At 42.5% G+C, this 19,510-nt stretch carries 13 protein-coding genes; 5 read left to right on the top strand and 8 right to left on the bottom strand.

Translation table 11 applies throughout. The features are described from left to right. Position 1 precedes the first annotated feature (1 nt). A complete protein-coding gene (locus tag FTT73_RS03455) occupies positions 2 to 775 on the bottom strand; it encodes an enoyl-CoA hydratase (RefSeq protein ID WP_121979790.1) in 774 nt (257 codons plus the stop codon). Positions 776 to 1,232: 457 nt separating this feature from the next. On the opposite strand from FTT73_RS03455, the gene FTT73_RS03450 reads away from it, so the two are divergent. The 3 genes from FTT73_RS03450 (at position 1,233) to FTT73_RS03440 (ending at position 5,131) form a co-directional block, all read left to right on the top strand. Further along, positions 1,233 to 2,531 carry an MFS transporter gene (locus FTT73_RS03450; RefSeq protein WP_180191014.1) on the top strand — a complete coding sequence of 433 codons (1,299 nt, stop codon included), beginning with the start codon at positions 1,233 to 1,235 and terminating at the stop codon, positions 2,529 to 2,531. A 117-nt stretch (positions 2,532 to 2,648) separates the two neighbouring features. Next, positions 2,649 to 3,914 (top strand): DcaP family trimeric outer membrane transporter, encoded by a 1,266-nt coding sequence (locus tag FTT73_RS03445; protein WP_180191013.1) that lies wholly within the window; start codon positions 2,649 to 2,651, stop codon positions 3,912 to 3,914. Between the two features lie 17 nt (positions 3,915 to 3,931). Then, positions 3,932 to 5,131, top strand: a complete 1,200-nt coding sequence (locus FTT73_RS03440) for an MFS transporter (RefSeq protein ID WP_005266389.1) — start codon at positions 3,932 to 3,934, stop codon at positions 5,129 to 5,131. 172 nt (positions 5,132 to 5,303) lie between these two features. Here FTT73_RS03440 and FTT73_RS03435 read toward each other — a convergent pair whose 3' ends face one another. The 6 genes from FTT73_RS03435 to FTT73_RS03410 all read right to left on the bottom strand — a co-directional run bounded on the left by FTT73_RS03435 (position 5,304) and on the right by FTT73_RS03410 (position 13,430). Then, positions 5,304 to 7,883 carry an EAL domain-containing protein gene (locus FTT73_RS03435; RefSeq protein ID WP_180049420.1) on the bottom strand — a complete coding sequence of 860 codons (2,580 nt, stop codon included), beginning with the start codon at positions 7,881 to 7,883 and terminating at the stop codon, positions 5,304 to 5,306. 254 nt (positions 7,884 to 8,137) lie between these two features. After that, positions 8,138 to 8,797: a 3-oxoacid CoA-transferase subunit B gene (locus FTT73_RS03430; RefSeq protein WP_005096908.1), complete on the bottom strand. Its 660-nt coding sequence runs from the start codon at positions 8,795 to 8,797 to the stop codon at positions 8,138 to 8,140. Then, the gene (locus FTT73_RS03425) at positions 8,797 to 9,468 is read right to left on the bottom strand and encodes a 3-oxoacid CoA-transferase subunit A (RefSeq protein WP_004730985.1); all 672 of its coding nucleotides are present in this window, start codon (positions 9,466 to 9,468) and stop codon (positions 8,797 to 8,799) included. The genes FTT73_RS03430 and FTT73_RS03425 overlap by 1 nt, the downstream gene beginning before the upstream one ends. A gap of 40 nt (positions 9,469 to 9,508) precedes the next feature. Beyond that, positions 9,509 to 10,789: an MFS transporter gene (locus tag FTT73_RS03420; RefSeq protein ID WP_004646972.1), complete on the bottom strand. Its 1,281-nt coding sequence runs from the start codon at positions 10,787 to 10,789 to the stop codon at positions 9,509 to 9,511. A gap of 255 nt (positions 10,790 to 11,044) precedes the next feature. Continuing rightward, positions 11,045 to 12,244: an acyl-CoA dehydrogenase gene (locus tag FTT73_RS03415; RefSeq protein ID WP_005096909.1), complete on the bottom strand. Its 1,200-nt coding sequence runs from the start codon at positions 12,242 to 12,244 to the stop codon at positions 11,045 to 11,047. Between the two features lie 31 nt (positions 12,245 to 12,275). Further along, complete coding sequence (locus tag FTT73_RS03410) at positions 12,276 to 13,430, bottom strand: acyl-CoA dehydrogenase family protein (protein ID WP_005096910.1); 1,155 nt, start codon at positions 13,428 to 13,430, stop codon at positions 12,276 to 12,278. Positions 13,431 to 13,934: 504 nt separating this feature from the next. Here FTT73_RS03410 and FTT73_RS03405 point away from each other — a divergent pair. Continuing rightward, positions 13,935 to 14,771, top strand: a complete 837-nt coding sequence (locus FTT73_RS03405; RefSeq protein WP_005096911.1) for an IclR family transcriptional regulator — start codon at positions 13,935 to 13,937, stop codon at positions 14,769 to 14,771. 209 nt (positions 14,772 to 14,980) lie between these two features. Beyond that, positions 14,981 to 16,693, top strand: coding sequence for an electron transfer flavoprotein-ubiquinone oxidoreductase (locus FTT73_RS03400; RefSeq protein ID WP_180077870.1), 1,713 nt, complete (start codon positions 14,981 to 14,983; stop codon positions 16,691 to 16,693). A gap of 283 nt (positions 16,694 to 16,976) precedes the next feature. Here the strand turns inward: FTT73_RS03400 and FTT73_RS03395 are convergent, their stop codons facing one another. Beyond that, a complete protein-coding gene (locus tag FTT73_RS03395; RefSeq protein ID WP_005096913.1) occupies positions 16,977 to 19,178 on the bottom strand; it encodes an OsmC domain/YcaO domain-containing protein in 2,202 nt (733 codons plus the stop codon). Positions 19,179 to 19,510 lie beyond the last annotated feature (332 nt).

Raw genomic sequence — 19,510 nt, 5'->3', positions numbered from 1 at the left:
CTTATCGTCCCTGATAATTCGGTTTACGTTTTTCAATAAAGGCCTGCATGCCTTCTTTTTGATCTTCGGATGAGAACAGCATCTGGAAAGACTTACGTTCCAGGGTAAGTCCGGCATTAAGCGGCACATCTTCAGCCAATAAAGCCACTTCTTTGATTTGCTCTAGAGCAATTGGCGGCATTTTCGCTAGGCCTTCCGCCATCTTGATAGCTGTAGCAAGGGTTTCACTGTCTTCAGTCACCTGGGACACCAGACCAATTTGATAGGCTTCCGGTGCAGGCACCAGACAACCCGTCATGATCATTCGCATGGCATGAAATTTGCCCACTGCACGGAATAAACGCTGGGTACCACCTGCACCCGGCATAACACCCACTTTCACTTCAGGCTGACCAAACTGGGCACTTTTCCCGGCAATAATAATGTCCGCATGCATGGCCAGTTCACAGCCACCGCCAAGTGCATAACCATTGACTGCTGCAATCACCGGTTTTGAACACTGTGCAATCGCCTGCCAGTAACGTTCAGTCCGACGTTGCATCATTTGAATGGTTTCAGCATTGGCCAGTTCTTTAAGATCGGCTCCTGCTGCGAAATCTGTTTCACCACCCGTAAGAATAATGGCACGGACATTTTCATCATCATTCAGTTGCAAAAAAGCCGCCGCAAGTTTCTGACGCACTTCTGTATTCAGGGCATTTTTCGCTTCTGGTCGATGAATTTTAACCATCGCTACATGAGTTGAAATTTGTTCTATTTGAACGACCTGTTCCATTAAAAAACTCCATTTATTTTGTATAGCGAAATTTTATTTTATATAAAACTAAGGTTTCTCAAGCTATAAATCAAGGATTTTTAACTCCAGAATTCAAAAAAGTTATTTTTTACTAAAAATAGAGTAAAAACTCTTGTTTAGATGGTTATTTTGTGATTAATTGATTTCGCAATACGGAATTAAATATTTTAAATGCAATCTGATTATCCATTTAAATGAATAATCACCATAAGGCAGAACTTAAAATTAATTTACGAAATCAAATTTTCCAGCAATGAGATGATTTTGATTTAGCGTAATAAAGTGAAAAATCGAATGTAGCCTGATAATAAATACAGCGGCTGTAGCGTTCAGGAGCAAGTCTGTTAAATCAGGAAAACTATGTTTCCGTGAGGAAGAAAAATGGATTTAGCGGTAGCAGAGGAAATGCTACTTTTAATATATAGAGGATATAAGAATGACAAGCGATACCATCGTAACAGGAGACAATAAAACCGATGTCTCCTCCACGGATACCATCAAACAGGCGCCAAAACGTCTATGGATGACGGCTTTTGTCTTTGCTTTTCTGATTTTGCTCTGTGACGGTGCAGATATCGGGATTCTGGCTTTCAGCCTGACCAGTCTGAAAGCTGAATGGGGACTAACTTCTGTACAGGCTGGTGCTTTAGGAAGTTATTCTCTTTTGGGTATGGGGATAGGAGGTTTTATTGGTGGATGGGCATGCGACAAATTTGGACGTGTCCGCGTCATTGTCCTGGCAACCATCGCCTTCTCGATCTTGTCCGCCTACTCAGGTTTTGCGCAGTCGTATACTGAATTTGCAATGTTACGTACCCTGTCCTGCTTAGGTCTGGGCTGCTTGTATATTGCCTGTAATACCTTGATGTCTGAATATGTGCCTACCAAATACCGTACCACAGTGCTGGCAACATTGATGACTGGCTTCACTCTGGGTTCTCTGGTGATTACCATGCTTTCAGGCTGGATCATTCCTGAGTTCGGCTGGCGTATGTTGTATTGGATTACGATTGCACCTTTAGCACTCGGTATTCTCATGCACTTTATGGTGCCTGAACCAGAATCGTGGAAACGTGTTCGGGAAATGAAAAGAACTGGCCAGATCGTGGATAATAATGCGAAAAAAGGCAATCCATATATCACCATTTTAAAAGATAAAACACACGGCAGAATGTTTATCTTATGGTCATTCAGCTCAGGTTTTCTCTTATTCGGTTACTTTGGGGTGAGCAACTGGCTGCCAAGTTATCTGGAAGCGGAATTAGGGATCAAATTCAAGGAAATGGCGATCTATATGATTGGTACTTTCTTGACCATGATATTCGCCAAAATCATTGCAGGTTATGTTGCTGATAAAATTGGTCGCCGTATTGTGTTTGCTTTCGGCACCATGGGAACAGCGCTATTTATCCCTGTCGTGGTGTATATGCATAATGCCGATAACATTGGCGTACTGATGCTAATCTTCGGCTTCCTGTACGGTATTCCATATGCCATCAATGCAACCTATCTAACCGAAAGTTTCCCGACTGGTGTTCGTGGTACAGCGGTGGGCGGTGCATTCAATATTGGTCGTATCGGTGCAATCTTCGCGCCAATTACGATTGGTTATCTTGCGATGCATGGTTCGATCGGTACAGGTCTGTTGGTAATGGGTGCAGCATATTTCCTATGCGGTTTGATTCCTGCCCTGTTTATTAAAGACCGTTTATACGATCCGCAAAAAGCAGAATAAACCCTACTTCGGAAGGCAGGTCAAATCGCTGCCTTCCTCACTTCAAATATTTACAACACGTCAGTATAGAAAGGTCTCCTTTCATTCAGGATTAAAAATTTCTTTAGGGATTAAGAAATGAAAAAATTAGTTTTAGCGACATTATGTGGTATTGCTTCAGCACAGGCATTTTCAGCAGAAGCTTCTGAAGACCGTATGCAATTTCTTGAGTCACAGTTAAAGCAAATCCAGGCAGAACTAGAACAACAAAAAGCCGCGCAACTTGCATTAAAGAACCAGCAGGAACAAGCCAAAGCGCAAGACTCTAAAACGCTGAGTTCAATGGTAGATAATGTCGATGTTTATGGCTTGATCCGCTTTGATGGTGCAGTCGATTTCAAAAGTACTACTGAAGCCCGTGGCCGTACCATTAACCAGATTAATAAAGTACCTTTTACTGAACCGGATTCTGTACGTTCCGATTTTACTGCGGCTGCCAGCCGGATTGGTTTCCTGGCCAAAGATCTAGGAGGCAATCCGAATGTTTCTGCTCGTTTAGAAGCCGACTTCTGGACCAACAATGGTAAAGGCGATGGTGGATTACGTATCCGTCATGCACACTTAAAATACTATAACTGGACGTTTGGTCAGGCCTGGTCATTGATGTCAACACCAGAGATTAGCACTGAAGCTGTCGACTACAGCTTGTTCCTGGGTGGATCAGTCTTACGTACACCTCAGGTGAGCTATGCTTTCAAACTTGATCCGGAAAATACCTGGAATGTCGGTCTGGAGTACATGGCCGGTGGCGATCGTTCTTCTGCCTTACCTGCCTTAAGCACTAAATATGTTCATCAATCAGGCCCTCTTCATTTATTAGCTCAAGGCTTTGTCAATCAAAAGCAAGCGCAAACAGATACAGGTGATATTGAAAAAGTTGGCTGGGGTGTGGGCGTTGGTGGACGTTACCGTTTAGATGATCAAAACTCAATTCAGGGGAACTATTTCCATATGGTCGGTGATCAGCGTATTGCAGCTTTCTTGACTCAAGGTTCAACAACCGATGGTGCTGCCTGGGGTGGCGATTATTCAGTCGATCCAATCAATAATGAACTTTTACTGAATGAGTTCAATAGTATAAATATTGGCTTCACACATAAATTTACGCCGAAACTACGTAGTAGTATTAATGCCAGTGTTGTTGATTTTGATGATTCCAGCGACTATGCACGCGCGAATCCTGAAACCAATAAACGTTTAACGGACTATGTGGCCAACGTGATCTACTCTCCTGTTCCAAAGATTAATCTGGGTGCAGAATATCATCATGGCAAGCGCGAAACCTTTGACAATAAGGAAGCAGATATTTCGCGTATCAACCTTTCTGCCAACTATAGTTTTTAAAGCCTCAGGAGACAAGGATGTCAGCCCAAGGGCAAATTTCACGCCGTTTCATGTTCATGATGGCAATGACCTGTGCACTCTGCGCAGGTTGTAATTATTTTAACCAGCCTTTGATTTATTCTATTGCAGAGGATCTGCAAATTAGTGTAGCTCAGTCTGGCTGGACTGTAGTGCTGACCCAAATTGGCTATGCCACCGGATTATTTTTATTTGTCCCCTTGGGGGATTTATTTGAAAAACGGCTGTATATCTGCAGTTTGATGTTGTGTACCGGACTGGCACTTATTGGGCTTTCAGCCAGTACCAATCTGCATATGTTATATGGCTTTACTCTGCTCGCCTCTTTTTGTTCGATCACCACCCAGATTCTGATTCCTTTTGCCGCCAGCCTGTCGCAACGTGATAAAAGTGCCGAAGTCGTTGGCCTGCTCATGAGTGGTGTTCTGGTTGGTATTCTATTTGCCCGTACCGTGGCCGGACTGATTTCTACTTTATGGTCCTGGCATGCGGTATACCTATTTAGTGGTTGTGCAATTCTTCTGCTAAGTCTGGCCATGTGGTTCCAGTTGCCGAGTGCCAAGAGCCAGTTGCAGATGAATATATTGCAAATTTATCGCTCACTATTTACCTTTGCCCGAACAGAACCCATGCTGATCCGGCGTAGTATGATCGGAGGTTTGGGTTTTGGCATGCTGAGTATTATCTTTACTACCATGACTTTTATTCTGGCTGAAGCACCGTATCATTTTAATGATTTCCAGATTGGTCTCATGGGTATTGTGGGTGTGGTCGGCATCTGGTCCTCTCAATGGACCGGTAAAATGATTGGCAGGCATCGGGAAAAATGGATTGCGCATCTGGCCACATGCGGACTGATTCTGGCCTGGATTCCCTTATTCTTTGCCCAGAATTATTTATGGATTTATATCCTGGGCTTGATTCTGGCTTATTTTGGAATTTCCTGTTTGCATGTCTTGAACCAGAATCTGGTCTATCGAATTTCAATGCAGGCTCGCTCGCGGATTAATGCCATCTATATGACCTGTTATTTTTCAGGTGCCGGTCTGGGGGCATTTTTATCGCTGCATTTATGGAAAAGCTATGGCTGGTCTGCCTGTGTCATTTTAGGTTTTATTTTTGCCGTGTTGATCTTTTTGATTAACTATTATGATTTAAACCAAGAAAGAAATTTAGCCAATATTCAGCCTGAGCCTTAGATACTGTTAAAAACCTTTGGGGTTAAAAGCTTATTTTTTTATCCCGCTTTCTGTACCGAGCATAAATTATAGAGATGATACGCTGATAAAATAGAAAAATTCTTTAAGCCTGTTTAACGTTTCCTTTCTATCTGAAGAGCGGTTGAAAATATTGATATCTTAACTTTTAGAGTTAATTCAATTTACTATTTTCCATTGCGAGATAAACAGGCTTCAATTCAGTTAAAGGTGCAGGTTTTGCATAAAAGAAGCCTTGTAGCAGATCACAACCCTGTTGATAGAGTAAACTGGCTTGACTTACGGTTTCGACCCCTTCCGCGACAACTTCCAGATCCAGCTGATGGGCTAGATGAATAATCGATTGCACAATTGCAGCATCCTGACCATCGAGGGTCAGCTCTTCAATAAAACTACGGTCTAACTTGATTTGATTAATCGGCAAGCGACGCAGATAACTGAGACTCGAATAACCTGTGCCAAAGTCATCAATGGCGACCTGTACACCTAAAGCACGCACTGCTTTCAAAATTTCTATGGTTCGATCTGCACCATTAATGATGACACCTTCCGTGATTTCAATTTTAAGTAATTCCGGCGGTAATTGACTGAGTTCAAGTGCATGTTCAAGCACCTGCAAAAAGCCTGCTCTACGGAATTGCAAAGGAGAAATATTCACCGATACCGTGATCTGGCTATTGTGTGTCTTGTTCCACTCGGCAATATCTAAACAGGCCTTTTCCAATACCCATTGACCTACACTAATAATTTGCCCAGTTCTTTCTGCAAGTGGAATAAAAATCGCTGGGGAAATATAACCCTGCTGTGGATGGCACCAACGGATTAAAGCTTCTACACCTGTTACCAGTCCAGTTTCAGGATGAACCAGCGGCTGATAGAACAGGTCAAAATTTTCTTGATTGATCGCTTCCATGAGTTCCAGACGCAGATTGGTATAGTCTATTTCTGCGACAGGCTGCATTCTGGTTTTTTCATACCACTGCCACATATTACGACCTTGTCTTTTGGCTTCCTGCATCGCCAAAACAGACTGGTAGATCAATTCAGAAGAATGATGGATCGAACTGTCATCTGCCACAATACCAATACTGGCACTTAAATGTATTTTGTACTGATCAACAATAAACAGCATGGAAAGAAGATCAAGAATTTCTCCGGCGATCGCCTCGACTTCAGTATGCTCATCTGTCCCTGAGAGCAGCAAAATAAATTCATCTTCAGCGAAGCGGCATAGCACATTATTGCCTTGAACAAATTTTTGCAGCCGCTCGCCTACAATTTTGAGAATCTGGTCACCCACCAGATGACCTAAGCTGTCATTGATATTTTTAAAATCATCCAGATCTATATACAGCAAGACTAAAGGTTGTGAGCTCTCGTGCTGTGCTTCAAAAATATTTTCCAGAATCTGTTTGAATGCATACTGGTTCGGTAAACCGGTTAAATGGTCATGGGTATGCTGATGCTGAATATATTCTTCGTGAATACGTTGCTGGGTAATATCTTCCTGAATCCCCAAAAAATGGGTGCAGGTTCCTGTCTGGTCAAAAATAGGACCTATAGTTAAACGATTCCAGAACCAGCTACCATCTTTACAGTAACTTTTTATAGTCACCTGAATTTCTTTTTGTTCTTTGACCGCTTGCTTGAGTAATGCAATCTGATCCGGATCAGTATCTGGACCCTGTAAGAAAAAACAGCTTTGTCCTAATACTTCTGCTGCTGTATAACCGGTGAGCTTTAGAAAAGCCGGATTTACATACACCATTAGCCTTTCTTCAGAGACATCGGTAATAAAAAGACTATTCGGACTGGCCTCTACCCCCCGTTTTAATAATCGTAGAGACTCCTTGTTTTCACGCGATACAGTAATGTCTCGGGCAATGCCAATAATACCGGTGACTTTCTGATTTTGAATAATCGGTAAATTGGTCAGATCCAGCCATAAGATATCGCCTGCAACATTATAAATTGGAAGTTCATAATGTTGAGATTTACCTTGCGCCGCTTCTGAAAATGAAACGTTAGCAAGTTCATGGAATTCGGGCGGTATGAAGGCACAATAGTGCTGACCATGGATTTGCGCTTTAGAAAAACCTGTAATTTCTTCGCAAGCAATATTGGTATTAAGCACATGTCCCTGTAGGTCAAGTTCAAAAATAATATCTGGATGATAGGTATAAAATGAGCTGTATTTTTCATTAAGCTCATGTCTTTTTTGACGTTCTTGATCAAGCTCAATTGCCAGAGCAACTAATTTTGCCGCTTGCTGTAAAAGCTGAATATGATGTTCAGTCGGTATTTTCGGTGTTCGATAATAAGTGGCAAACGTTCCGTACAAAATATCTGAAGCATTAATAATCGGCATAGACCAGCAGCTAGACAATTTTTCTGCATTTACCAAAGCACGGTAAGACTGCCAGTTTGGGTCTTTCATTAAATTCGGACTAATGACCAACTGACGTAAGAAAGCAGCTACGCCACACGATCCTTGATTTGGCCCAATTTTCAAATCTTGAATAGCATTACAGTACTCTTTTGAAAAGTGCTGTTTGCCACTTATAACATTTAAAGTTTGGGTGTCATCCTGATAGAGCATAATGGTGACAAGCGCATCTGGAATGCGCGATTCAAGCCACTGGCTAATGACATCGAGGATAGGCTTAAGTTCAGTATGGCGACCAATCAGATTAAAAATATGAAAAATTTCTTGATCATCACAATTATTATTCATTCAGACTATCACCTTCCTTAGCTTCTTAACATTTTAGACTTATTATTAAAATAATCATTAGCAAAAGTTTGTATTTATATCTTTAAAATACGGAAATACGGAAATACGGAAATACGGAAATACGGAAATACGGAAATACGGAAATACGGTCAATATTACGTGTATTTTATAATAATTCTAAAATTTAAAAATCACAGCCGAAGCTGTGATCTAAAACTATACTTTTACTTAATCAGAATATTGCGGACTTATTTTTAGGCTGCTTGTTGACGACTGTCCACTAATTTACAGCCTGTCTGCTGTTGTAATTCTTCAAAGCTTAAGCCATCCACTATTTCAATAACCTGAGCTTGTAGGTCTTTTAATTCAATCACACACAAATCAGTATAAATACGGTTGACACAATGTTTACCTGTTAGAGGATAAGTCAGTTCTTCAACAATTTTTGCCTCACCGTTTTTGGTCACATGTTCCATGCAAACATAGACACAGCGAGCACCCACTGCCAGATCCATCGCACCGCCTACAGCAGGTACAGCATCAGCATTACCGGTATGCCAGTTCGCCAGATCACCATTAATAGCGACCTGAAAAGCCCCCATGATACAGATATCCAGATGCCCGCCTCGCATGATATCGAAAGAGTCGGCAGAATTCATAAAACTGCCACCTTGCAACATGCTTACGAGTTCTTTGCCGGCGTTAATCAGATCATCATCTGCCTGTTCAGGATCACTCAATGCAGCAAAACCTAAAACGCCATTTTCCGAGTGTAGAATTACTCCTTGTTCAGGTTTTAAATAACCTGCTACGCGTGTCGGTAAACCAATACCCAAATTTACAAAAGAGCCGGTTGGAATGTCTTGTGCAACTTTAGCTACAATCTGTTCACGACTACGTTTTTGAATATTCATTATTTAATATCTCCAACCTTGACCACATGCTGTACAAAAATTCCTGGCGTTACAATGATCTCTGGATCAAGTTCTCCCAGTTCCACAACTTGATGGACTTGTGCAATGGTGGTTTTTGCTGCTTTGGCCATGATCGGACCAAAATTCCGTGCTGCCTTACGGTAGGTCAAGTTGCCCCACTGATCTGCCTGATTGGCATAAACCAAGGCATAATCAGCATGTATCGGATATTCCAGCACATAATCTTTTCCATTGATATTACGGGTTTCTTTACCCTCAGCTATTTTGGTACCAAAACCGGTTGGAGTAAAAACAGCTCCTAAGCCTGCACCGGCTGCCTGAATACGGCAGGCCAGATTGCCTTGTGGCACCAGTTCCAGCTCAACTTTTCCGGCTTTATACAGATCTTCAAAGACGGTTGAGTTATTGGCCCGTGGAAATGAACAGATCATTTTTTTAACCAGTCCAGACAACAGCAGATTGGTTAGACCACGATCTCCAGAAGCTGCATTGTTGTTAATAATGGTTAAGTCTCTAGGACCAAAGTCAATTAATGCTTCGATTAATTCTACCGGCTGACCTGCCAGGCCAAAACCACTGGTCATAATGTGTGCACCATCAGGAATTTGCTTAAGTACCGTCTCGATATCCTGCGTGATTTTATTCATCATATTGCTTCCTAGCATGTTCTATCTATATTACGAGTGCAGATTAATCTGCCTTTTGTGGATCAAATAAGCGGTCTTTAATAAAGAAAGCGGGTATCAGGCCGCAAAGAAAATAGGCAATGCCCATAATCAGTAAGCCGGTACCAATTGAGCCTCCTTGAGCAAAATAGCCAATGGTAAGAGGTGCAAACACCGCACCCAGTCGGCCTACGTTATATGCCCCACCCACTGCTGTTCCACGCACTTTGGTGGAGAAGCTTTCTGTCATGTAAGTCGCATTAATACCGTATGGAATACCATAGAGAAAACCGAAAAATAACATCAGCCAGAGGATATTATCCGGCGTATTACCAAAGACAATCACAGGGATAAAAATTGCAGTACCCATAGTGCCGAAAGCAAATACCGCACGACGGCCAATCCGGTCAGCGATAAAACCGGCAATAACTTTGGTACACATCATGATCAGGAAAGTCCCGATCATATACATGGTCATTTCTTTAAACTTGATTCCCAGATCAGTCTCTAAATACGCCGGTAGCCAGTTGCTGACTCCATAATAGCCAAACTGTAAAAATGCGGTACTGAAGGACCAGAGGATAAACATGCGGCGGCTAAGTGCATCTTCAAAAATCATTTTAAAAGTATTTTTTGGTTTTTCCTGCAGAATACCACTGGCTTTTGCATCCAGGCGTGCTTTACGCGCATCTAACCAGGCTTTCGGCTCAGGCACCAAGAAGTACATCGCGAAGGCCAGTACAATTGGAATAATGGCAATATAATAGAGGTATCGCCAGCCAAATTCAGGCAATAGCCATCCAGCCAGAACAGTTGCGACCACCGAGCCTAAAGTCCAGCCAGTCATAAGCGTTGCCAATACTGTAGAGCGATATTTGGTGGGTACATACTCTGCCATGAGTGTGTTACAGGCAATATATAGAGCACCTAGTCCAATCGCAGACGTAAAGCGCAGCCATTTGAACTGATCATAACTTTCTACGAATCCTAACCAGAAGGTTAATGAAGAAAATAATGCAATGGCAATGACGATCACACGAACCCGGCCAAAACGGTCACAAGCCCAGCCACCAAAAAAACCGCCGATAGCCATGCCTGCAAGCGTCCAGCTCCCTAAGGCACCGGCCTGCATATTACTTAATGAAAACTCTTGTTTCAGACTGGTCAGACTGTAGGCTAATAACGCAATATCAGCACCATCAACCAGTAATGCTAAAAATGAGAAAATAAAGGCCAGAATCCAGACTCTTTGCTTGGGTTCGTTTCCACCTTCCACTGGGTGTTGTTGTGAACTGATCGTATCCATAATGCTCTTTCTACTTTTCGGCACTCCTGTGCCTTTTTAAAACGCATATTTCACTTAATTATTTAGGTGAAATATAGAATATTTACTGATCATTACCACACTTGAACAAAGTGGTATGAAGATGATTTTCAAAGTTCTTGATAAATTTTCTCTGCAGAAATCACGTAGCAATACATTGAAAGATGTGATTAAGCACAATTCTTAAACCCGTAAAACAATCTAGCCAGCAATGCTGGCTAGAGGTTGATGTCAGGTTTAGTTGCAAAAGGCTGCAATTCCGGTTTGTGCACGACCTAAAATCAGGGCATGTACATCATGGGTACCTTCATAGGTATTTACCACTTCCAGATTAACCAGATGACGGGCCACACCGAATTCATCGCTAATGCCATTTCCACCCATCATGTCACGGGCCAAACGGGCAATATCCAGTGCCTTGCCGCAGTTATTACGCTTAATTAAAGACGTACCTTCAACTGAAGCAATGCCCTCATCTTTCATGCGGCCAAAACGTAAAGCCACCTGTAAGCCAAGGGCAATTTCAGTTTGCATATCTGCCAGTTTCTTCTGGATCAGCTGATTCGCAGCGAGTGGTCGGCCAAACTGTTTACGGTCCATGGTGTATTGATGCGCGGTATGCCAGCAGAATTCTGCTGCGCCCATCGCACCCCAGGCAATCCCGTAACGGGCACTGTTCAGACAGGTAAATGGACCTTTTAAGCCACGTACTTCTGGAAATGCATTTTCTTCCGGTACAAAGACATTATCCATCACAATTTCACCGGTGATTGAGGCACGTAGACCCACTTTGCCGTGAATTGCTGGAGCAGAAAGCCCTTCCCAGCCTTTTTCTAAAATAAAGCCACGAATGTCACCGACATTGCCTTCAGCAGATACTTCTTTGGCCCAAACTACAAATACATCGGCAATCGGGCTGTTGGTAATCCACATTTTTGCGCCTGTTAAGCGGTAACCACCCTCGACTTTTTTAGCACGGGTAATCATGCTACCCGGATCAGAACCATGATCTGGCTCGGTCAAGCCGAAGCAACCAATATATTCACCGGTTGCTAATTTTGGTAAATACTTTTGCTTTTGCTCTTCAGAACCAAATTCATTAATGGGTACCATCACCAGAGAACTTTGTACGCTGGCCATTGAGCGATAACCTGAATCGACACGTTCAACTTCACGGGCAATCAGACCATAACTGACATAATTTAAACCTGCACCACCATACTGTTCTGGAATGGTTGGGCCTAGCAGACCAAGTTCACCCATCTCACGGAAAATGGCCGGATCAGTTTTTTCATGGCGGAACTGTTCCAGTACACGCGGCATCAGTTTGTCTTGACAGTACGCTGCCGCTGCATCGCGGATCATGCGCTCTTCTGACGTCAGTTGCTGTTCGATTAAAAACGGGTCTTGCCAATCAAATCTAATTTTTGTCGTCATTTTAATATTTCCTTATTTTAAAATTATGAGATTAGGCGGTTGCCTGTTTAATCATTTCACGCGCAATAATAATTTGCTGGATTTGTGTGGTTCCTTCATATAAACGGAACAAACGCACATCACGGTAAAAACGTTCAATTGAATATTCACTGATATAACCCGCTCCGCCATGAATCTGCAAACAGCGATCAGCTACTCGACCACACATTTCGGTTGCAAACATTTTTGCACAAGAGGCTTCAGTCGTAACATTTTGACCAGCATCACGCAGACGCGCAGCATCCAGCACCATACATTTGGCTGCATAAATCTCGGCTTTAGAGTCTGCCAACATACCCTGGATCAGCTGGAAATTCGCAATGGGCTGACCAAACTGTTTGCGTTCCACTGCATAGTTAAGTGCGTCTTCCAGCATACGCTCTGCCATGCCCACGCTATAACCGGCAATGTGCAGACGGCCCTTATCCAGCACACGCATAGCTGTTTTAAAGCCAATTCCTTCTACACCGCCAATCAGCTGATCTTTATGCACTTTACAGTTATCAAAAATTACATCACAGGTATAAGAACCATGCTGACCCATTTTCTTGTCAATTTTACCTAGGCTTAAACCAGGTGTGCCTGCTTCAACTAAAAATGCTGAAATACCGCTAGCACCTTTAATCTCTTGATTGGTACGTGCCATCACGGTAAATGTCGTGGCGCGTGGCGCATTGGTGATGAAGCGTTTAGTTCCGTTTAAAATATAATAATCGCCGTCTTTGACAGCGCTGGTTTTTAAAGCAGCAGCGTCTGAGCCTGAATCCGGTTCGGTCAAACAGAATGAACCAATAATTTCGCCCGTGGCATAACGCGGTAAATATTTCTGTTTTTGCTCTTCTGTACCATCAATTACAATGCCACTTGAGCCAATGCCGTTGTTAGTACCAATTAAAGAGCGAAAGGCAGCCGATGTATGACCTAATTCCATCGCGACCAGAATTTCTTCTTCCATGGTAATGCCTAAACCACCATATTCTTCAGGAATCGTCAGGCCAAACAAGCCCAGCTCTTTCATCTGTTCCACAATATGTTCAGGAATGGCGTTGTTCTCTTCTACTTCATGCTCAAGAGGCACCAGTTCATTTTTTACAAAATCGCGAATCGTTGACAGAAGTTGGTCTAGCATTTCCGGATCACGAATCATATGAATCTCCATGGATATAATTTAGGTAAATTCCTTTACCCTTATTTTTGTTTCGTATTACGAAATAAATAATCATATAAAATCATTTTGAGCAAGTGAAATTATTAAAAATTTTATATTTTAACTAAAAAATGAAATTTTTCTGGTATTCCAGTTAATTTATGTTTAAGATTTAATTTCACGATACGAAATATTTTGATGGATGATTGTTTTATTTATCAGTTTTTTTTGAATAGATAATTAAACCTTTTTTCTTGCTGTAATATTTATCGATCACTGACTCTTTCGGAGAAATCGAAACTTTTTAAATGTGTTGGCTACGTATTAAACCTCAAAAACTAGATGATTTTATATTGTCTTCAAAGTTGGGTAACAGGATTCTTTTCGACCACAAATAATTTCGGCACTTTTTCCTATATTTTATCTTTTGTAGAAGTGTTTTATTTTGTATCGTGAAATTATGTTGCTATCATATTCATTAATTTAACTTTAATTGCCCTGACCATGACAAAAAATAAAACTGGTGAAATTCCCAACTTTGATGAAATCCGTTTAGATCCGATTTCACATATTCATAGAGAAAATAATCCTCAATTTATTGCGTCTATTGCGCGTGGATTGGAAATCTTGCGTTGCTTTTCAGCGACCAATCAATTGCTTGGTAATCAGGAAATTGCACAATTAACCAACTTGCCCAAGCCGACTGTAGCGCGTATTACCAGCACCCTGGTTTCTTTAGGTTATTTAAAACAACTGCCAAATACCACGAAATATCTATTGGATGTTGGTGTATTGGCTTTAGGCTATGCAGCTTTGAGTAATATTTCTGCACGGACTCAGGCTTATCCGTTTATGGAAGAAATGTCACGCTATTCCCAAGCCCCTGTGGCAATGGCTACCCGTGACCGTTTGAGCATGATTTATCTGGAAGTGGTACATACAGAATCGACGCTGACCATGCGCCGCCCTGTCGGTTCGACTTTACCGATTCATAGCAGTGCCATGGGACGCGCCTGTCTGGCAGCGATGGATGTAAAGGAACGCGAATATTTATTTGACGCGATCAAGAAAAGAAACGAAGATCAGTGGCTAACCATCAAGCGTAATCTGGAACGTGCAATCCGTGATTATCAGGATTATGGCTACTGTCTGTCTCTAGGTGACTGGGCAAAAGATGTGAATTCCGTGGCAGTTCCACTAGTTCATCCCAAACATGGAATTTTAACATTTAACTGTGGTGCTCCAAGTTATCTGTTAAACCAAGAAAAACTGGAAAATGAAATTGGACCACGTCTGATTCACATGGTGAATAATATTGCGATGAATCTCAATAACATATAAAAAATTAATCATCAGAGCGACATTAAGTCGCTCTTTTTATTGAATACTCAGTCTACACATCTTCTTACTTTACCCAGAATTTGCCGCAAACCTTTTTTAATGCTGTGAAATAGATAAAGTCCTATTTCAAATAAAAAGATCAAAAATAAACTTCATAACCGATTTAGATAATGCTATAAATATCGTATAGCGAAATTGGATTTTACATTATGGAAGATATAATAAGAGAATCGATGGAGTTTGACGTCGTCATCGTAGGCGCAGGCCCTGCGGGTCTTTCTGCTGCGATCAAAATTCGTCAACTTGCAATTGAAAACAACTTAAACGATCTGTCCGTTTGTGTCGTAGAAAAAGGCTCCGAAGTCGGTGCACATATTCTGTCTGGTGCTGTGCTTGAACCGCGTGCCATGAACGAGCTGTTCCCAGACTGGAAAGAACAGGGTGCCCCGCTGAATGTTCCGGTGACTGAAGATAAAACCTTCTTCCTGCTGTCAGATGAAAAATCACAGGAAGCACCACACTGGATGGTGCCTAAAACCATGCACAATGATGGCAACTATGTCATCTCGCTCGGCAACGTGGTGCGCTGGTTAGGCCAGAAAGCTGAAGAACTCGAAGTGTCAATCTTCCCGGGCTTTGCCGCCTCTGAAATTCTTTATCATGAAGATGGCACAGTCAAAGGCATTCAAACCGGTGACATGGGTATTGGTAAAGATGGCGAACCAACACATAACTTTACCCCGGGTTATGAACTGCATGCCAAATATACGATTTTTGCAGAAGGTTGCCGTGGTCATTTAGGTAAACGTCTGATCCAAAAGTTCAACCTGGACAAGGACGCGGATCCGCAACATTACGGTATCGGCATTAAAGAGCTTTGGGAAATCGATCCTGCCAAGCATAAACCGGGTCTGGTGATGCACGGTGCCGGCTGGCCACTAAATGAAACTGGTTCTTCAGGTGGCTGGTGGTTATACCATGCTGAGAATAACCAGGTGACTCTGGGCATGATCGTAGATCTGTCTTACACCAACCCGCATATGTATCCCTTCATGGAAATGCAGCGCTGGAAAACCCATCCATTGATCAAGCAGTATCTGGAAGGTGGTAAGCGTATTTCTTATGGTGCGCGTGCTGTGACCAAAGGTGGTTTTAACTCATTACCAAAATTCACCTTCCCGGGTGGTTCTTTGATTGGTGATGATGCCGGCTTCCTGAACTTTGCCAAGATCAAGGGCTCACACACTGCAATGAAATCCGGCATGCTCTGCGGTGAAGCGGTGTTTGAAGCGATTGCTGCCGGTGTAGAAAAAGGCGGTGATCTGGCGGTGGCACGTGTAGTGGAAGGCGAAGATTTCTTTGTCAAAGAACTGACCACGTATACCGACAAGTTCAACAACAGCTGGCTGAAAGAAGAGCTGTATAACTCACGTAACTTCGGTCCTGCCATGCACAAGTTCGGTCAATGGATGGGAGGTGCATTCAATTTCATCGACCAGAACATATTTAAAGTGCCGTTCACCCTGCATGATCTGGTTCAGGACCATGCTGCGTTAAAAACCCAGGCAGCTGAAAGCTTCAAGCCGAACTATCCAAAACCGGATGGTAAGCTGACCTTTGACCGTCTGTCTTCGGTGTTTGTATCGAATACTGTGCATGAAGAGAACCAGCCAGCACATTTGAAACTGACCGATGCTTCAATTCCGGTAGAAGTAAATCTACCGACATGGGATGAGCCTGCGCAGCGTTACTGCCCGGCGGGTGTTTATGAGATCATGGAGAATAATGATGGTTCAAAAGGCTTCCAGATCAATGCAGCCAACTGTGTGCACTGCAAGACCTGTGATATCAAGGATCCGTCCCAGAACATCACCTGGGTAACACCGGAAGGTGGTGGTGGTCCGAATTACCCGAATATGTAAGGTAATTCCTGTGAAGAAGAAAAATATATTTATTTCTCACATTCACATACCCAATCTTGAAGCAGTTAGTACTAACACTTCACTTTAATTTTTTAGGTAATCCCAGTTCCCTCGGGAGCTGGGATTAATAAATTTTTAAATAGAAAAATAGAAAAATAGAAAAATAGAAAAATAGAAAAGATTGCATATAGGGTCACAGATAAAAATGGCCTACTCGAAACCGAGTAAGCCATCTTTAAGATTTAAAACAAATGACGAAAAATTTTAGTCATTCTTCTATGGATTATTGCTGAGCCACAAACTTGGCACGCGCTGCATGCAATTTCTTATAGCTGTCAATTAAACGTAGATGACGATCCAGCCCTTCAAGCTGCATGTTGGTTTCGGTCAAACCATAGAAACGGACTGTTCCTTCAATTGAACCTAAAACGGCATCCATACGGGCATCACCAAACATACGACGGAAGTTGTGTTCATAATCTTCCAGTTCCATTTCATCATCCAGAATGACCTCCAGAACGACATTCATGCACTGGTAGAACAGGCCACGTTCAACGGTATTGGTATTGAACTGCAGGAACTGCTCAACCAGATCTTTGGCTTCTTCAAATTGCTGCAAAGCCACATAAATCAGCAGTTTCAGTTCAAGAATAGTGAGTTGGCCCCATTCAGTATTTTCATCGAACTCGATACCGATCAAGGTTTTGATTTCGGTATAGTCATCCTCATCTGCTTCTTCCAGACGCTCAACCAATGCTTCCAATTGTTCATCATTCAGACGGTGCAGATTCAGGATATCTTCACGATATAACAAAGCCTTGTTGGTATTGTCCCAAACCAGATCTTCTACCAGATAAATTTCCGAATAGCCCGGTACCAGAATACGGCAAGCTGTTGCACCTAGATGCTGATACACCGCCATATAAACTTCATGGCCCATGTCTTCCAGAATCGTGAATAATTCCTGAGCTTCGTCCGCATTCGAATTTTGAGCGTTATTAGTGAAATCCCACTCGACAAAATCATAATCTGATTTCGCGCTGAAGAAACGCCAAGACACTACACCGCTCGAGTCGATGAAATGCTCAACAAAGTTATTCGGTTCAGTCACTGCATTGCTGCTAAAAGTTGGTTTTGGCAGATCATTCAGGCCTTCAAAACTACGGCCTTGTAACAACTCAGTCAGACTGCGTTCTAATGCCACTTCAAAGTTAGGATGGGCACCAAATGAGGCAAATACACCACCGGTACGTGGGTTCATCAAGGTGACACACATGACCGGGAACTGACCGCCTAAAGAAGCATCCTTGACCAGAACCGGGAAGCCCTGTTCTTCCAGACCTTTAATGCCTTCAACAATTTTTGGATATTTTGCCAGAACATGCTCAGGCACATCCGGAAGTGTGAGTTCACCTTCCAGAATTTCACGTTTTACCGCACGTTCGAAAATTTCAGACAGACATTGTACTTGAGCTTCAGCCAGCGTATTCCCGGCGCTCATCCCATTGCTCAGGTATAAGTTTTCAATCAGATTGGACGGGAAATAAACGGTTTCACCATCAGATTGACGTACAAATGGCAATGAGCAGATGCCACGAGCCTTGTTCCCAGAGTTGGTGTCATATAAATGTGTACCCAATAATTCATCTTCAGGATCATAAATTTCACGGGTATGTTCATCTAAAACTTCTATAGGTAGTTCGCCATTCGGACCTGGCTGGAACCATTTTTCATCTGGATAATGCACAAATTCGGCATTGGCAATATCCTCACCCCAGAACTGGTCGTTATAGAAGAAGTTGCAGTTTAGACGCTCAATAAATTCACCCAAGGCAGATGCCAGCGCACTTTCTTTGGTCGAGCCCTTACCATTGGTAAAACACATTGGCGACTGCGCATCACGAATATGCAATGACCAGACATTCGGCACGATATTACGCCAAGACGCAATTTCAATCTTCATGCCAAGGCCTGCCAGAATTGCAGACATATTGGCAATGGTTTCTTCCAGCGGAAGGTCTTTACCCGGAATGAAAGTCGTATGATCAGAAGCCAGACTTGGCATTAACAAGGCTTGAGCATCTGCATCGATACTTTCCACTTCTTCAATGACAAATTCAGGACCGGTTTGAATTACTTTCTTGACGGTACAACGGTCGATCGAACGTAAAATTCCTTGGCGATCTTTTTCAGAAATATCAGCCGGCAGTTCCACCTGAATTTTAAAAATCTGTTTATAGCGGTTTTCAGGATCAACAATATTATTTTGCGAAAGGCGGATATTATCAGTCGGAATATCACGTGCTGCACAATATACTTTGACAAAATAAGCCGCACAAAGTGCCGACGACGCCAGAAAATAATCGAATGGGCCAGGTGCCGAACCATCGCCTTTATAGCGGATCGGCTGATCGGCAATCACCGTGAAGTCATCGAACTTGGCTTCCTGGCGTAGATTATCGAGATAATTGACCTTAATTTCCATGTGGATACCTAAATATTCTTATGTGCCGTCACGGACAGATAAGATGCTGAATCTGAATATACAAGCCGGTTCACGGAGGAGAACTTGAATGAAAAATAGAAAATGGTCAGGTTATGCCATTTGACTAAGTGTCTGGATAACGCTGCCGAGAATGGCCGCTATTATAGAATTATTTTATGAAATTGATAATGTTTGTCTGAAATTCTGGCAGATTAAACTAGGCCCTCAGTCTTTCCTGAGCTACAGGAGCATGAATCTACTTCAAGTCATGAATTATATGATCAATCAAGGTTGCGGATGAGGCAGATTTTCACCTGCCTAGTCTGAGATAA

Origin of the sequence: Acinetobacter sp. YH01006, assembly GCF_013420445.1 — a bacterium.
Classification (GTDB): domain Bacteria; phylum Pseudomonadota; class Gammaproteobacteria; order Pseudomonadales; family Moraxellaceae; genus Acinetobacter; species Acinetobacter pseudolwoffii.
This window is presented reverse-complemented; position numbering and strand designations above follow the sequence as displayed.

Excerpts from the sequence above, each read along its gene's own strand:
- FTT73_RS03405 (WP_005096911.1), top strand. The coding sequence starts at position 13,935 with ATGACAAAAAATAAAACTGGTGAAATTCCCAACTTTGATGAAATCCGT.
- FTT73_RS03415 (WP_005096909.1), bottom strand. The coding sequence starts at position 12,244 with ATGACGACAAAAATTAGATTTGATTGGCAAGACCCGTTTTTAATCGAA.
- FTT73_RS03400 (WP_180077870.1), top strand. The coding sequence starts at position 14,981 with ATGGAAGATATAATAAGAGAATCGATGGAGTTTGACGTCGTCATCGTA.
- FTT73_RS03455 (WP_121979790.1), bottom strand. The coding sequence starts at position 775 with ATGGAACAGGTCGTTCAAATAGAACAAATTTCAACTCATGTAGCGATG.
- FTT73_RS03445 (WP_180191013.1), top strand. The coding sequence starts at position 2,649 with ATGAAAAAATTAGTTTTAGCGACATTATGTGGTATTGCTTCAGCACAG.
- FTT73_RS03425 (WP_004730985.1), bottom strand. The coding sequence starts at position 9,468 with ATGATGAATAAAATCACGCAGGATATCGAGACGGTACTTAAGCAAATT.
- FTT73_RS03450 (WP_180191014.1), top strand. The coding sequence starts at position 1,233 with ATGACAAGCGATACCATCGTAACAGGAGACAATAAAACCGATGTCTCC.
- FTT73_RS03440 (WP_005266389.1), top strand. The coding sequence starts at position 3,932 with ATGTCAGCCCAAGGGCAAATTTCACGCCGTTTCATGTTCATGATGGCA.
- FTT73_RS03430 (WP_005096908.1), bottom strand. The coding sequence starts at position 8,797 with ATGAATATTCAAAAACGTAGTCGTGAACAGATTGTAGCTAAAGTTGCA.
- FTT73_RS03395 (WP_005096913.1), bottom strand. The coding sequence starts at position 19,178 with ATGGAAATTAAGGTCAATTATCTCGATAATCTACGCCAGGAAGCCAAG.
- FTT73_RS03420 (WP_004646972.1), bottom strand. The coding sequence starts at position 10,789 with ATGGATACGATCAGTTCACAACAACACCCAGTGGAAGGTGGAAACGAA.
- FTT73_RS03410 (WP_005096910.1), bottom strand. The coding sequence starts at position 13,430 with ATGATTCGTGATCCGGAAATGCTAGACCAACTTCTGTCAACGATTCGC.
- FTT73_RS03435 (WP_180049420.1), bottom strand. The coding sequence starts at position 7,883 with ATGAATAATAATTGTGATGATCAAGAAATTTTTCATATTTTTAATCTG.